Origin of the sequence: Clostridium sp. AF23-6LB (assembly GCF_003461085.1) — a bacterium.
GTDB lineage: Bacteria > Bacillota > Clostridia > Lachnospirales > Lachnospiraceae > Coprococcus > Coprococcus ammoniilyticus.
This window is the reverse complement of record NZ_QTWK01000001.1, coordinates 560,969-575,108: the sequence shown is the minus strand read 5'-3', so window position 1 is coordinate 575,108 and position 14,140 is coordinate 560,969. Positions and strand designations below refer to the sequence as shown.

General features: G+C 50.9%; 17 protein-coding genes. All 17 read left to right on the top strand.

Annotated features, from left to right (window positions below; all coding sequences use genetic code 11):
• Nucleotides 1-276: a DUF5720 family protein gene (locus DWY07_RS02505; RefSeq protein ID WP_117822133.1), complete on the top strand. Its 276-nt coding sequence runs from the start codon at nucleotides 1-3 to the stop codon at nucleotides 274-276.
• A gap of 29 nt (nucleotides 277-305) precedes the next feature.
• Nucleotides 306-491, top strand: a complete 186-nt coding sequence (locus tag DWY07_RS02500; protein ID WP_117822132.1) for a hypothetical protein — start codon at nucleotides 306-308, stop codon at nucleotides 489-491.
• Nucleotides 492-558: 67 nt separating this feature from the next.
• Nucleotides 559-1,419, top strand: a complete 861-nt coding sequence (locus tag DWY07_RS02495) for a DUF6017 domain-containing protein (protein WP_117822131.1) — start codon at nucleotides 559-561, stop codon at nucleotides 1,417-1,419.
• Between the two features lie 50 nt (nucleotides 1,420-1,469).
• Nucleotides 1,470-1,781 (top strand): DUF5720 family protein, encoded by a 312-nt coding sequence (locus tag DWY07_RS02490; RefSeq protein WP_008728385.1) that lies wholly within the window; start codon nucleotides 1,470-1,472, stop codon nucleotides 1,779-1,781.
• Between the two features lie 98 nt (nucleotides 1,782-1,879).
• Nucleotides 1,880-2,380, top strand: coding sequence for a PcfB family protein (locus DWY07_RS02485; protein ID WP_004797477.1), 501 nt, complete (start codon nucleotides 1,880-1,882; stop codon nucleotides 2,378-2,380).
• Nucleotides 2,377-4,206, top strand: a complete 1,830-nt coding sequence (locus tag DWY07_RS02480) for a VirD4-like conjugal transfer protein, CD1115 family (protein ID WP_117822130.1) — start codon at nucleotides 2,377-2,379, stop codon at nucleotides 4,204-4,206. The genes DWY07_RS02485 and DWY07_RS02480 overlap by 4 nt, the downstream gene beginning before the upstream one ends.
• 218 nt (nucleotides 4,207-4,424) lie before the next feature.
• A complete protein-coding gene (locus tag DWY07_RS02475; protein WP_003525154.1) occupies nucleotides 4,425-4,643 on the top strand; it encodes a Maff2 family mobile element protein in 219 nt (72 codons plus the stop codon).
• Between the two features lie 69 nt (nucleotides 4,644-4,712).
• On the top strand, nucleotides 4,713-5,582 hold the full coding sequence (locus DWY07_RS02470; RefSeq protein ID WP_005335866.1) for a VirB6/TrbL-like conjugal transfer protein, CD1112 family: 870 nt from the start codon (nucleotides 4,713-4,715) through the stop codon (nucleotides 5,580-5,582).
• A 20-nt stretch (nucleotides 5,583-5,602) separates the two neighbouring features.
• Nucleotides 5,603-6,058: a PrgI family protein gene (locus tag DWY07_RS02465; protein WP_002576235.1), complete on the top strand. Its 456-nt coding sequence runs from the start codon at nucleotides 5,603-5,605 to the stop codon at nucleotides 6,056-6,058.
• Nucleotides 6,015-8,417 (top strand): VirB4-like conjugal transfer ATPase, CD1110 family, encoded by a 2,403-nt coding sequence (locus DWY07_RS02460; protein WP_117822129.1) that lies wholly within the window; start codon nucleotides 6,015-6,017, stop codon nucleotides 8,415-8,417. Before DWY07_RS02465 ends, DWY07_RS02460 begins: the two co-directional genes overlap by 44 nt.
• Nucleotides 8,414-8,797 carry a DUF3851 domain-containing protein gene (locus DWY07_RS02455; RefSeq protein WP_117822128.1) on the top strand — a complete coding sequence of 128 codons (384 nt, stop codon included), beginning with the start codon at nucleotides 8,414-8,416 and terminating at the stop codon, nucleotides 8,795-8,797. The genes DWY07_RS02460 and DWY07_RS02455 overlap by 4 nt, the downstream gene beginning before the upstream one ends.
• A complete protein-coding gene (locus DWY07_RS02450; protein ID WP_117822127.1) occupies nucleotides 8,790-10,526 on the top strand; it encodes a CHAP domain-containing protein in 1,737 nt (578 codons plus the stop codon). The genes DWY07_RS02455 and DWY07_RS02450 overlap by 8 nt, the downstream gene beginning before the upstream one ends.
• 28 nt (nucleotides 10,527-10,554) lie before the next feature.
• The gene (locus DWY07_RS02445) at nucleotides 10,555-10,812 is read left to right on the top strand and encodes a DUF4315 family protein (RefSeq protein ID WP_009003366.1); all 258 of its coding nucleotides are present in this window, start codon (nucleotides 10,555-10,557) and stop codon (nucleotides 10,810-10,812) included.
• Nucleotides 10,802-11,566: a DUF4366 domain-containing protein gene (locus DWY07_RS02440; protein WP_117822126.1), complete on the top strand. Its 765-nt coding sequence runs from the start codon at nucleotides 10,802-10,804 to the stop codon at nucleotides 11,564-11,566. Before DWY07_RS02445 ends, DWY07_RS02440 begins: the two co-directional genes overlap by 11 nt.
• Complete coding sequence (locus DWY07_RS02435) at nucleotides 11,563-11,766, top strand: hypothetical protein (RefSeq protein WP_009003368.1); 204 nt, start codon at nucleotides 11,563-11,565, stop codon at nucleotides 11,764-11,766. Before DWY07_RS02440 ends, DWY07_RS02435 begins: the two co-directional genes overlap by 4 nt.
• Nucleotides 11,753-13,861: a type IA DNA topoisomerase gene (locus DWY07_RS02430; RefSeq protein ID WP_117822125.1), complete on the top strand. Its 2,109-nt coding sequence runs from the start codon at nucleotides 11,753-11,755 to the stop codon at nucleotides 13,859-13,861. The genes DWY07_RS02435 and DWY07_RS02430 overlap by 14 nt, the downstream gene beginning before the upstream one ends.
• Nucleotides 13,858-14,136 (top strand): immunoglobulin, encoded by a 279-nt coding sequence (locus DWY07_RS02425; RefSeq protein WP_117822124.1) that lies wholly within the window; start codon nucleotides 13,858-13,860, stop codon nucleotides 14,134-14,136. Before DWY07_RS02430 ends, DWY07_RS02425 begins: the two co-directional genes overlap by 4 nt.
• The last annotated feature ends 4 nt before the right edge of the window (nucleotides 14,137-14,140 follow it).

Here is a 14,140-nt window from a genome sequence, read left to right as displayed (position 1 = left end):
ATGAAAGATATTTCAGCCCGTGAGCTGAAAGGACACAACATTCTCGCCGTAGAGAGGTTTTGGGATAACACCCGCTGGATGATTGAGTTTTTCGTCCTGCGTCCCAACACAGCTTACGGCAGCCCCGGAGAGGAAATGCGGCTGTTTTTGACAGAGGACGGGTATCAGGCTGCCCTGCAAAGCCAGCAGCGTCGGGAGATCAAGATCAAGCGTTACGCTCGTGTGATTGAGGGACATATCCTCGATTTCAAACCGGGAAAACGCCGCCGCTCATAAACCCATACAACGAAAGGAAAGGAATGACTATGTGTACGGTAAAGGAAATTCAAGAAGCAATCCGGGAAGATTGCAAATCTCAGCATGACATGGAATCAACGGATATTGACCGAGTGATGCAAACACTTCCTTTCGCCAAGGAGGAGCCATTTACAGAGGCGCGTCCTCGAAAGCCGCTGTTTTGGTTCTATGCAAGAAAATTTGAAAAGTGTTGAACACCGCAATTCTTTGGAATGAGGATTGCGGTTTTTTTGTACCCAAAATTCGGAAGGAGTGAGGTCGATGGCCGTTTTTCGCATTGAACGGACCCGTGATTATACCGTGATGAGCAATCATCATTTACGAAATGCAAATCTGTCGTTAAAAGCCAAGGGACTGCTTTCCATGATGTTATCTTTGCCAGAGGACTGGAATTACACCACCCGTGGTCTTGCAAAGATCTGTAAGGAGGGCGTGGATGCCATAGGCGCTGCGTTGCGGGAATTGGAGGCTGCCGGTTACATTGTGCGGCACAAGCTGCGTGACCGGCAGGGACGCATCAGCGATACAGAGTATGTCATATACGAGCAGCCACAGCTTAGAAAACCGGATACGGATTCACCAGATACGGAAAACCCGTATATGGACAAACCGGATACGGAAAAGCCCGCAGAATTAAATATAGAGAAATCAAATACTCAAAAACAAAATATTTATGGATCAAGTACCGATTCCATTCCCTTCCGGGATTACGCGGCAGATTGTCTGCCGGAACGGAAAGGAAGAGATGCGATGTCACTCACAGAGATAGAGAGTTATCGGGAATTGATTCAGGAGAATATCGGGTATGAATACCTGTGTCAGCAGTATGAAACTTATCGGGAGGATTTGGACGAAATTGTGGAGTTGATCGTGGAAACGGTCTGTGCAAAGCGAAAGACCACCCGTATTGCAGGAAGCGATTTTCCGCATGAAATCGTTCGTTCCAGATTCTTGAAGCTGGATAACTCGCACATTGAGTTTGTCATGGACTGTTTACAGAAGAACACCACGGAAATTCGCAACATGAAGCAGTATCTTCTGACCGTTCTGTTCAATGCACCGACCACGATAAGCAATCATTACACTTCACAAGTAAATCACGATCTGTATGGCGGCTGGTAAATGGTCGCTTTTTTATTGCCCGGAAGTGCCGGGAGAAAGGAGTAAGCATGATGTCTGAGGGAAAGACCATAGGGCAGCTGATGGAAGAAATGCGGGCAAAGGCAGGAGCGCAGAATTATCACGGTCATGGATATATGGACCTCCAGCGTTTTGCGGAGGACACCCGGCACATGATTATTTTTGATGTGCTGACGAACGATTCCCCTGTTGGCTGGAAAGGCGAACGAACCCGCCTGTTCCTGTCGGATACCGGTTATGAAAAAGCACTGGATAGTCAGGAAAAGGGGCAGATTAAGATTTTGAGCCACGCAAAGGTACGTCAGGGCAATCTGCACTATGACCGTTCTGACCAGTTACGCTAAGGAGGGCGGTATGAAGCGTTATCTTCTGCGGCGGCTGGTGGTTCCGCCTTAGCAAAAAAAGAGATTCCCTGCAAACTTCGTGGAAAGGAGGCGAGAAAATGCAGGAAGAAGTGGAAAACAGAACTTTGACGCTGGTTGTCAGTGGAACAAAGTTTACCGGCAGAATGTTTAAGGCTGCCATAAGCAAGTACATGGCACATCGAAAGGAAAAGAAGCTGGAAAAACAGAGAAGCCGTGATGCGCCGGTTGTTCCGCATGGAAAACAGACTGTGAAGCAGCTTGTCGGGCAGAATCAGGGAATATCCAACATTGAGATCACAGACCCCTCTATCAAGGAGTTTGAGAAAATCGCCCGGAAATATGGTGTGGACTATGCGGTGAAGAAAGACCGCAGCAGCTCCCCGCCCAAGTACCTGATCTTTTTCAAAGGCCGTGATGCAGATGCTCTGACAGCAGCTTTTACAGAGTACACCAACAAAAAGGTCAAAAAGGCAACGAAAACAGAGCGCTCGTCCGTACTGGCAAAACTTAACCAGTTCAAAGAGATGGTTAAAAATGCTGTGGTGGATCGCACCAAGCGAAAGGAGCTGGAACGATGAAAAAGACATTGGACATCAAAAAGCTCGTTTTGCTGAATATGCCGTATATCCTGCTGGGGCTGTTTGCTACCAATTTTGGAGAGGCATGGCGAATGGCACAAGGGGCAGATGCTTCAGAAAAGTTTCTTTCGCTGGTTGCGGTTCTGCCTGGGGCGTTGCAAAGTTTCTGGCCAAGCCTGCATCCATTGGATTTGTTGGTAGGGCTGTGCTGCGGTGTTGGTCTGAGGCTGGCGGTGTATCTTAAAAGCAAGAACGCCAAGAAATATCGACATGGTTTGGAATATGGTTCGGCCCGCTGGGGAACCCGTGAGGATATTACACCTTACGTTGATCCTGTATTTCAGAACAATGTGATTCTGACGAAAACGGAGAGCCTGACCATGAACAGCCGCCCCAAGGACCCCAAGACTGCCAGAAACAAAAATGTACTGGTGATTGGCGGCTCCGGTTCCGGTAAGACCCGATTCTGGCTGAAACCCAACCTGATGCAGATGCACAGCTCCTATGTTGTGACGGACCCGAAGGGAACAATTCTGGTGGAGTGCGGAAAAATGCTCCAAAGGGGTGCGCCCAAGCTGGGGAAGGACGGAAAGCCCATGAAGGATAAGCACGGCAAGGTCATTTATGAGCCGTACCGAATCAAGGTCCTAAATACCATCAACTTCAAGAAGTCCATGCACTATAACCCCTTTGCATACATCCACTCGGAAAAGGATATTTTGAAGCTGGTGACAACGCTGATTGCCAATACCAAAGGCGAGGGCAAGGCCGGAGATGATTTCTGGGTCAAGGCGGAAACATTGCTGTATTGCGCGTTGATTGGATATATCCACTATGAAGCTCCGGTGGAGGAGCAAAACTTCTCCACCCTCATCGAGTTCATCAACGCCATGGAAGTCCGGGAGGATGACGAGGAGTTCAAAAATCCTGTAGACCTGATGTTTGATGCACTGGAATCGGAAAAGCCAAACCACTTCGCAGTGCGGCAGTATAAGAAATATAAGCTGGCAGCTGGCAAAACCGCTAAGTCGATTTTGATTTCCTGCGGTGCGCGTCTGGCCGTATTTGATATTGCGGAGCTGCGCGAGGTTACATCCTACGATGAGTTGGAACTGGATACGCTGGGAGACAGAAAAACGGCTCTGTTCCTCATTATGAGTGATACGGATGACAGTTTTAACTTTCTCATTTCCATGTGCTACACCCAGTTATTCAACCTGCTTTGTGAAAAGGCCGATGATGTGTATGGCGGCAGGCTCCCAGTCCATGTGCGCTGTCTCATTGACGAGTGCGCCAACATCGGGCAGATTCCGAAGCTGGAAAAGTTGGTGGCCACGATCCGAAGCCGTGAGATCTCAGCCTGTCTGGTGTTGCAGGCGCAGAGTCAGCTCAAGGCGATCTATAAGGATAACGCAGATACCATTATCGGAAATATGGATACTTCCATCTTCCTGGGTGGCAAAGAACCAACAACGCTGAAAGAGCTGGCGGCTGTTCTGGGAAAGGAGACCATAGACACTTACAACACCGGAGAGAGCCGGGGACGGGAGACTTCCCACTCGCTCAACTATCAGAAATTGGGAAAAGAGCTGATGAGCCAGGACGAGCTGGCAGTTATGGATGGCGGCAAGTGCATCTTGCAGTTGCGCGGTGTGCGTCCGTTTCTTTCAGACAAGTATGACATTACCAGACACCCTAATTTCAAATACACAGCTGATGCAGACAAGCGAAATACCTTTGATATTGAAGCATTTTTGTCTGCCAGACTAAAACTCAAGCCTGATGAGGTCTGCGATGTATATGAAGTAGACACGGAGGGCGTGTAATACGGTTCCGCTGAGAAAGGAGTGATCGTATCTATTTGCCGCAACTGCCTCTGTTGAGGCCATTGGCGTACAAAGCGGACAATCGCAAGAAAAATAATGAAAAAGGAGGACAGCCGGAATCATGCCCCCGGAAACCGGGCGGCAGATTGTTCCGGCTTTTGTATGCCTATGAAACATGACAAACCTATTTTTTAATCAGATTCCGGCTAACAAACTATATGGCATTTTTTGAACAGGCAATTACCGTTCTTCAGACTCTCGTTATCGCTCTGGGCGCTGGTCTTGGTATCTGGGGTGTCATCAACCTGTTGGAAGGTTACGGCAACGACAACCCTGGCGCAAAATCTCAGGGCATGAAGCAGCTCATGGCTGGCGCTGGTGTAGCCGTTGTTGGTATGGTTCTTGTACCTCTGCTCTCCGGACTGTTCTCTGTCTAAGCGTTCCTGCATGAAATCCTTGCCGCTCCCGCAGTTCTGCGGGGGCGGCGGAAAGGAGGTTGACACCGTATGGATTTCTTACTTGAAGCCCTGACAAATTGGCTGAAAGAAATGCTGGTGGGCGGTATTATGAGCAACCTTTCGGGGATGTTTGACAGCGTAAACCAACAGGTCGCGGATATATCCGTACAGGTAGGACAGACCCCACAGGGATGGAATGGCAGTATTTTCAATATGATTGAGAATCTGTCAAACTCCATCATGGTGCCGATTGCAGGTGTGATCCTGGCTATCGTGATGACCGTAGACCTGATCCAGATGATTGCAGACAAGAACAACCTGCATGATGTGGATACCTGGATGATTTTCAAGTGGGTGTTCAAATCAGCTGCCGCCATCCTCATTGTCACAAACACATGGAATATCGTGATGGGCGTCTTTGATATGGCGCAGAGCGTGGTGGCGCAGGCGGCAGGGATTATCAATTCGGATGCGTCCATTGACATTTCCTCAGTTATGACCGATCTGGAACCGAGGCTGATGGAAATGGATTTGGGACCGCTGTTCGGACTGTGGTTCCAATCCCTCTTTATTGGCATTACCATGTGGGCGTTGTATATCTGTATCTTTATCGTTATTTATGGCCGTATGATCGAGATCTACCTTGTAACTTCGGTGGCTCCCGTTCCAATGGCTGCAATGATGGGCAAAGAATGGGGCGGTATGGGACAGAATTACCTCCGATCCCTACTGGCACTGGGCTTTCAGGCGTTTCTCATTATCGTCTGCGTGGCAATTTATGCTGTGCTGGTGCAGAACATCGCTATGGAAGATGACATCATCATGGCAATCTGGAGCTGCGTGGGCTACACTGTACTGCTATGTTTTACGCTGTTCAAAACCGGCAGTCTCGCCAAATCAGTCTTTCAGGCGCACTAAAACGGAAGGAGGTTTCCACATTGGCTTATGTACCCGTACCCAAGGACTTAACAAAAGTCAAAACAAAGGTCATGTTCAATCTGACCAAGCGGCAGCTTATCTGCTTCACGGGCGGAGCGCTTATTGGCGTACCGCTTTTCTTTTTGCTCAGAAAACCTACCGGAAACAGTGTAGCGGCTATGTGTATGATGCTGGTTATGCTGCCCTTCTTTATGCTGGCTATGTACGAAAAGCATGGACAGCCCCTGGAAAAGATCGTGGGCAACATTCTCAAAGTAGCTGTGATCCGTCCAAAGCAGCGACCTTACCAGACCAACAACTTTTATGCCGTATTAAAGCGGCAGGAAATGCTCGATAAGGAGGTGTATGACATTGTTCACCGCAATAAAAAAATGGCTGCATCGGATGTTCGGAAAAACCGAGGAAAAAACTGTGCAGCCGGTAAAGACAAAGAAAAAGCTGTCCCGCGCCGATAAGAAGCAGATCGAAGCGGCCATTGCCCGCGCTAACCGCACGGACAAAAAAGGAAAATCTGCGCAGGACAGTATCTCTTATGAACGGATGTGGCCGGACGGAATCTGCCGCGTATCGGACAGCCACTACACAAAGACCATCCAGTTTCAGGACATCAACTATCAGCTCTCCCAAAACGAAGATAAGACGGCAATCTTTGAGGGGTGGTGTGATTTTCTCAATTATTTTGACAGCTCGATTCATTTCCAGCTGTCTTTTTTGAACCTTGCGGCATCGGAGGAGACCTTTGCTAACTCCATTTCCATCCCGCCCCAGAGGGACGCCTTTGACAGTATCCGCGAGGAATACACCACAATGCTGCAAAATCAGCTGGCCAGAGGTAACAACGGTCTCATCAAGACCAAATACCTGACCTTTGGTATCGACGCGGACAGCATCAAAGCCGCCAAGCCCCGTCTGGAGCGTATTGAGACCGATATACTTAATAACTTCAAGCGTCTTGGTGTAGCTGCCAGAACGCTGGACGGTAAAGAAAGGCTTTTTCAGCTTCATGCGGTATTCCACATGGATGAACAACTCCCGTTTCAGTTTGAATGGGACTGGCTGGCTCCTTCCGGTCTGTCCACAAAGGATTTTATTGCACCAAGCTCCTTTGAGTTCCGCACCGGCAAGCAGTTCCGTATGGGCAAGAAATACGGGGCTGTTTCTTTTTTGCAGATTCTCGCACCGGAGCTGAATGACCGTTTGCTGGCTGATTTTCTGGATATGGAAAGCTCGCTCATTGTGAGTATGCACATTCAGTCGGTGGATCAGGTGAAAGCCATCAAAACGGTAAAGCGGAAGATTACCGACCTGGACCGCAGCAAGATCGAGGAACAGAAAAAAGCAGTCCGTGCCGGATACGACATGGACATCATTCCATCTGACCTTGCTACCTACGGCAGTGAAGCGAAAAAACTCTTGCAGGATTTGCAGAGCCGCAACGAGAGAATGTTCCTTTTGACCTTTCTGGTGCTGAACACAGCGGACAATCCCCGTCAGCTTGGCAACAACATCTTTCAGGCAGGCTCTATTGCCCAGAAGTATAACTGTCAGCTGACCAGGCTGGACTTCCAGCAGGAAGAAGGGCTGATGAGCTGTCTGCCTCTGGGTCTCAATCAGATTGAGATTCAGCGAGGACTGACCACCAGTTCCACAGCTATCTTTGTGCCCTTTACTACGCAGGAACTGTTCCAGAACGGGAAAGAAGCTCTGTACTACGGCATCAATGCTCTGTCCAACAACCTCATCATGGTGGACAGAAAGCTGCTGAAAAACCCCAACGGCCTGATTCTGGGTACGCCGGGTTCCGGTAAGTCCTTCAGCGCAAAACGAGAAATTGCCAACTGCTTTTTGCTTACCAGTGATGATGTTATTATCTGTGACCCGGAAGCGGAGTACGCACCTCTTGTTGAGCGTCTGCATGGGCAGGTCATCAAGATCTCACCTACTTCAACCAACTATATCAATCCGATGGATCTGAATCTGGACTATTCGGATGATGAAAGCCCGCTGTCACTCAAGTCTGACTTTATCCTCAGCTTGTGTGAGCTGATCGTGGGCGGTAAGGAGGGCTTGCAGCCGGTGCAGAAAACCATTATTGACCGTTGTGTACGGCTGGTTTACAACGAATATCTCAATGACCCAAAGCCGGAGAATATGCCGATTTTGGAGGACCTTTATAACCTGTTGCGGGAGCAGGAAGAAAAAGAAGCTCAGTACATTGCAACGGCATTGGAAATCTATGTAACGGGTTCTTTGAATGTGTTCAATCATCAGAGCAATGTGGACATTGATAACCGGATTGTCTGCTACGACATCAAGGAACTGGGCAAGCAGCTTAAGAAAATCGGTATGCTGGTGGTACAGGATCAGGTGTGGAACCGCGTTACCATCAACCGTGCCGCTCACAAGTCTACCCGCTACTACATCGACGAGATGCACCTGCTTTTGAAGGAGGAGCAGACCGCCGCCTATACGGTGGAAATCTGGAAGCGATTCAGAAAATGGGGCGGTATTCCGACAGGTATCACCCAGAATGTCAAAGACCTTTTGAGCAGCCGCGAGGTAGAGAACATCTTTGAAAACTCGGACTTCGTGTATATGCTTAACCAGGCAGGCGGAGACCGCCAGATTTTGGCGAAGCAACTGGGGATTTCCACGCACCAGCTTAGCTATGTGACCCACTCCGGTGAGGGCGAGGGCCTGCTGTTCTATGGCTCCACGATCCTGCCGTTTGTAGATCACTTCCCGAAGAACACCGAACTTTACCGCATTATGACTACCAAACCCCAGGAACTGAAAAAGAAGGAGGATGAATGATGATGAATCCCAACATTTTGAATAAAAATTCGCTGATGTTTTTTGACAGGGCGGTAAATGCCCAGCGCAGCCAGCTGCTTACAGTCATGGCCGATGCGGTAAGTGAGTGCCGCACGGCGGCAGATCAGGCAGCCGAACTGAATGAGACCGGTCAGGTGGGGCTGCTCCGCCTGGCAGAGGTTTGGAGCGCCATCCGTGCCAAGGAAGGTATGGGTGGTCTGGTTCTGGAAGGGACTGAAGCGAAGATCCTGTCCGATGTGGTGGCACAGTTTTATGCCTACCTGTCCGGCTGTATGTTCAACGATCCGGTGGGAATGGCCATTTATGCAGAGCTGCACTACATGATGTCCTCCCTCATGCTGGGAGAATGGTTTGAATAAGGAACCGCGTCTGCGCTTTACTGATGAGGAACGGTCTGACCCTGCACTGGAAAAGCCGATCCGTAAAGCGGAGAAAGCTGCGACCAGAGCAGATAAGGCGCAGGCCAATATCCCAAAGAAAAAGGTCAGGCAGACGGTCATTGACCCGGATACCGGAAAAAAGACCTCGAAGCTGACCTTTGAGGACAAGAAAAAGCCACCTTCCAAAGTTTCTCAAGGAGTCAGGGAAGCTCCCGTCCATCTGGTCGTGGGCAAGCTCCACAAAGAGATCCGGGAAACAGAGCAGGACAACGTGGGCGTGGAAAGCGCCCATAAGTCCGAGGAAGCGGTGGAGACCGGCGCTTATCTGGTGCGGGAGGGCTATCGCAGCCACAAGCTGAAGCCGTACCGCAAAGCAGCACAGGCAGAGCGCCAACTGGAAAAGGCAAATGTAAATGTTCTGTACCAGAAATCTTTGCAGGAAAATCCCCAGTTTGCCAGCAATCCGCTTTCTCGCTGGCAGCAAAAGCAGGCCATCAAAAGGCAGTATGCCGCCGCCAAACACGCCGGTCAGACTGCCGGAAATACCGCCCAGGCTGCATCCAAAACCGGAAAAGCCGCAAGGACGGTAAAAGAAAAGGCACAGCAGGCAGGGGCGTTCGTCATGCGCCACAAGAAGGGTTTCCTGATGGCAGGGGGGTTGTTCCTCATTACCTGTATGCTGATGAATACCATGTCCTCCTGCTCCATGATAGCGCAGAGCATCGGTTCCGTTCTCTCCGGCACCACTTATCCGTCGGATGACCCGGAAATGCTGGCAGTGGAGGCAGATTATGCAGCCAGAGAAGTCCAGTTGCAGGAGGAAATCGACAACATTGAAAGCAGCCACCCAGGGTATGACGAGTATCGCTATGACCTTGGTATGATCGGCCATGACCCTCATGAGCTGGCAGCATTTCTGTCTGCTGTCTTGCAAGGTTACACCCGGCAGAGCGCTCAGGCAGAGCTGGCGCGTGTGTTTGCAGCACAGTATCAGCTGACGCTTACTGAGGAAGTGGAGATCCGCTACCGCACGGAGACCTCCACCGACCCAGAGACCGGCGAGACCACCTCGGAAGAAGTTCCCTATGAGTATTACATTTTGAATGTGAAACTCACCAGCAAGCCCATTTCCGCTGTGGCGTCGGAGTTACTGCCCCCGGAGCAGATGGAAATGTATCAGGTTTACCGGCAGACCATGGGCAATAAGCCGTTGTTGTTTGGCGGCGGTTCCCCTGATACCAGCGGCTCGGAAGATCTGTCCGGTGTGCAGTTCATTAACGGTACCCGCCCCGGCAATCCTCAGCTGGTGGAACTGGCCAAGCGTCAGGTGGGCAATGTGGGCGGCTATCCTTATTGGAGCTGGTATGGCTTTGACAGCCGCGTGGAGTGGTGCGCCTGCTTTGTATCCTGGTGTTATAACCAGGCTGGAAAAAGTGAACCGCGCTTTGCAGGCTGTGAGTGGCAGGGCGTTCCGTGGTTCCAGTCTCATGGACAATGGGGTGCAAGAGGCTATAACAATCTGGCTCCCGGAGATGCAATTTTCTTTGATTGGGATTTGGATGGGACAGCAGACCATGTGGGTATCGTGATCGGTACGGATGGCAGCCGTGTTTATACGGTGGAGGGAAATTCCGGCGATGCCTGCAAGATCAAAAGTTATGACCTGAATTATCAAAGTATTAAGGGCTACGGCCTGATGAACTGGTAACAGACTTTGTGGAAAGGAGTGAACGGTTATGGCAAAAAACAAAATTGAACGTATCGACCAGGAAATTGAGAAAACCCGTGAGAAGATTGCGGAATATCAGGAAAAGCTCAAGACCCTGGAAGCACAGAAAACGGAGGCAGAGAATCTGGAAATCGTTCAGATGGTTCGTGCGTTACGCATGACTCCAGCACAGCTGAACGCTATGCTTTCCGGTGGAATGAACCACGGCAGAGATACAGCACTGTCGGAATCAAATAATCAGGAGGTTACCGCTTATGAAGAATAAAAGAATTTGCAAAACACTTTCCGCCCTTTGCCTGACAATGGTTGTGGCATTTGGATTTACGATCCCTGCTTTCGCACAGGGGTCAGAACAGGCTCCGGCGGCACCGGCAGAGGATTCTACCAATGACAGCAATGTGATTGTGGAAGAAGCAGAACCGGCACCGGCACTTACACCAGATGGCAATGCCGCTCTGGTGGATGATTTTGGTGGCAATAAGCAGCTCATTACCATTACCACCAAGGCGGGCAACTATTTTTACATTTTGATCGACAGGGCTAATGAGGATAAAAAGACTGCTGTTCACTTTCTGAACCAGGTGGATGAAGCGGATTTGATGGCACTGATGGAAGATGAAAATGTCAAAGAGGAGCCGGCTGCTGTGTGTAGCTGTTCAACAAAATGTGAAGCAGGGGCAGTCAATACGGCCTGCCCGGTCTGCGCAACTGATAAGAGTAAATGTACGGGCAAAGCACCGGAACCTCCGGCAGAAACATCGGAGCCGGAAAAGGAGAAGCCTGCCGGATTGAACCCGGCTGCGATAGTCCTTTTGCTGGCTCTGCTGGGAGGCGGTGGCGTATTTGCCTACTTGAAGCTCGTTAAGAACAAGCCTAAGACCAAGGGCAATGACAGTCTGGACGATTATGATTATGGCGAGGAGGATTCCGAGGAATGGGAAACCGAGGATGAGGAGTCGGACGAGCCGGACGCTGACGGGGGCAGCACAGAAGAAGATGATGAGGACAGTGTGAAATGACCCGTTTCACAGACAGTCCCTATGAACGCATGATGACACGCAGGCCGGAGGGCGGGAAGGAAACTTCCCGTCCTCCTTCTTTGCCCCACAGCCACCCCTGCTATGGTTGCGGGAATTATGGAAGACCCTGCGTAGGTATCTGTCACCGGGAAATGTCCCGATGGCTCAAAGAGAGGAGGAACCATCATGGCTCAACATAAATTGGTAATTGCCGAAAAACCATCAGTTGCCCAGAGTTTGGCGGCGGTGATCGGCGCAACCGTCCGTAAGGACGGGTATCTGGAGGGCAACGGTTGGCGTGTCAGCTGGTGCGTGGGCCACCTGGCCGGTCTTGCGGATGCAGACAGCTATGACCCAAAGTATGCCAAGTGGCGATATGATGATCTGCCTATCCTGCCGGAGTATTGGCAGATGGTGGTGGGAAAGGATAAGAAAAAGCAGTTTGATATTCTCAAAAAGCTGATGAATGCCCCGGATGTTTCGGAGGTGGTAAATGCCTGCGATGCCGGACGCGAGGGCGAGTTGATCTTCCGCAGCGTCTATGAGCTGGCAGGTTGCAAGAAGCTGATGAAAAGGCTCTGGATTTCTTCGATGGAAGACTCCGCCATAAGGGAAGGCTTTGCAAACCTGCGCCCCGGTGCGGACTATGACGGACTTCGAGATGCTGCCCTCTGCCGTGCCAAGGCCGACTGGCTGGTGGGGATCAATGCGACAAGGCTTTTTTCCGTGCTGTATCACCGTACCCTCAACATCGGGCGCGTGATGTCCCCAACACTGGCGCTCATTGTCCAGCGAGAAGCTGAGATCGACACCTTTCAGCCGATTCCCTTTTATACCGTGGCGCTGGAGCTGCCCGGTCTTACCGTATCCGGGGAGCGCATGGCGAATAAGGCCGCTGCTAAGCAGCTGAAAGAAGCCTGTCAGGGTGCAAATGTCACAATCAAAAAGGTGGAGTGTAAGGAAAAGTCCGAAAAGCCGCCTGCCCTCTATGACCTGACTACCCTGCAAAGAGATGCCAACCGCCTGCTTGGATTTACAGCCCAGCAGACCCTGGACTACCTACAAAGCCTGTATGAAAAGAAGCTCTGCACCTATCCCCGTACTGACAGCCGCTATCTGACTGGTGATATGGCAGACAGCCTGCCGGTGCTGGTCAATCTGGTTGCCAACGCTATGCCGTTTCGCAAAGGGATCGCCATTACCTGTGATCCGCATACGGTCATCAACGATAAGAAAGTAACCGACCATCACGCAGTAATCCCTACCAGAAATCTCAAGGATGCAGACCTTTCTGCCCTTCCTGCGGGAGAAAAAGCGGTGCTGGAGCTGGTGGCCCTGCGTCTGATGTGCGCCGTAGCCCAGCCCCATATCTATTCGGAAACTGTTGTGATTGCAGCGTGTGCCGGTGGGGAGTTTACCACAAAAGGAAAAACGGTGAAGCATCCCGGATGGAAAGCACTGGAGGACGCTTACCGTGCCAAAATGAAGGATGCAGAGCCGAAAAAAGAGGGCACAGAGAAAGCCCTGCCGGAGCTGACCGAAGGACAGACCCTTTCGGTTGCTGCGGCAATCGTCAAAGAAGGCAAAAGCAGTCCGCCTCAGCACTTTACGGAGGATACCTTGTTGTCCGCAATGGAGACTGCCGGAAAAGAGAATATGCCGGAGGACGCCGAGCGAAAAGGTCTGGGGACACCGGCCACCCGTGCCGGTATTTTGGAAAAGCTGGTATCTGCCGGTTTTCTGGAACGAAAAAAGAGCAGGAAAACGGTACAGCTTCTTCCTTCCCACGATGCAGTATCCCTTATCACGGTCCTGCCGGAACAACTGCAATCGCCGCTTCTGACTGCCGAGTGGGAGTATCGCCTGGGCGAGATCGAGCGCGGGCAGCTTGCCCCAGAGGGGTTTCTGGACGGGATCAGCACCATGCTGAAAGACTTGGTGGGAACTTATCAGGTCATCAAGGGAACCGAGTACCTGTTCACTCCGCCCCGTGAGGTGGTGGGCAAATGCCCTCGCTGCGGCGGTGAAGTTGCAGAACTGCAAAAAGGCTTCTTCTGTCAGAATGATTCTTGCAAATTTGCAATCTGGAAAAACAACAAATGGTGGGCTGCCAAGAAAAAACAGCCGACCAAAGCTGTGGTGTCTGCGCTGCTGAACGATGGCTGTGTCCGTGTGACGGGGCTATATTCGGAGAAAACCGGCAAGACCTACGATGCCACTGTGGTTTTGGAGGACGATGGACAGTATGCCAACTTCAAGCTGGAATTTGACCAGCGGAAAGGAGGCAGCCGATGAAGCTCTCTTTAGTGGAACGGGAAACCATTCTCCTCTATAACCAGGCAGAACCAATGGCTGAGGTCTATACCCACGATCCCCGTCTGATGGAGAAGCTGGAACTGCTGGCAAAAAAGCACCCCGACCAGATCACCCGAAAGGACGCCCATAACTTTATCGTCCCCAAGCGGTGTGTATCAGTCCGGGAGCCATATAGCGCAGAACGCCGCAAAGCCGCCAGTGAGCGTGCGAAAGCTGCCGGATACCAGCCTCCTATGCGAAAGTCCGGCAGTTAAAGGC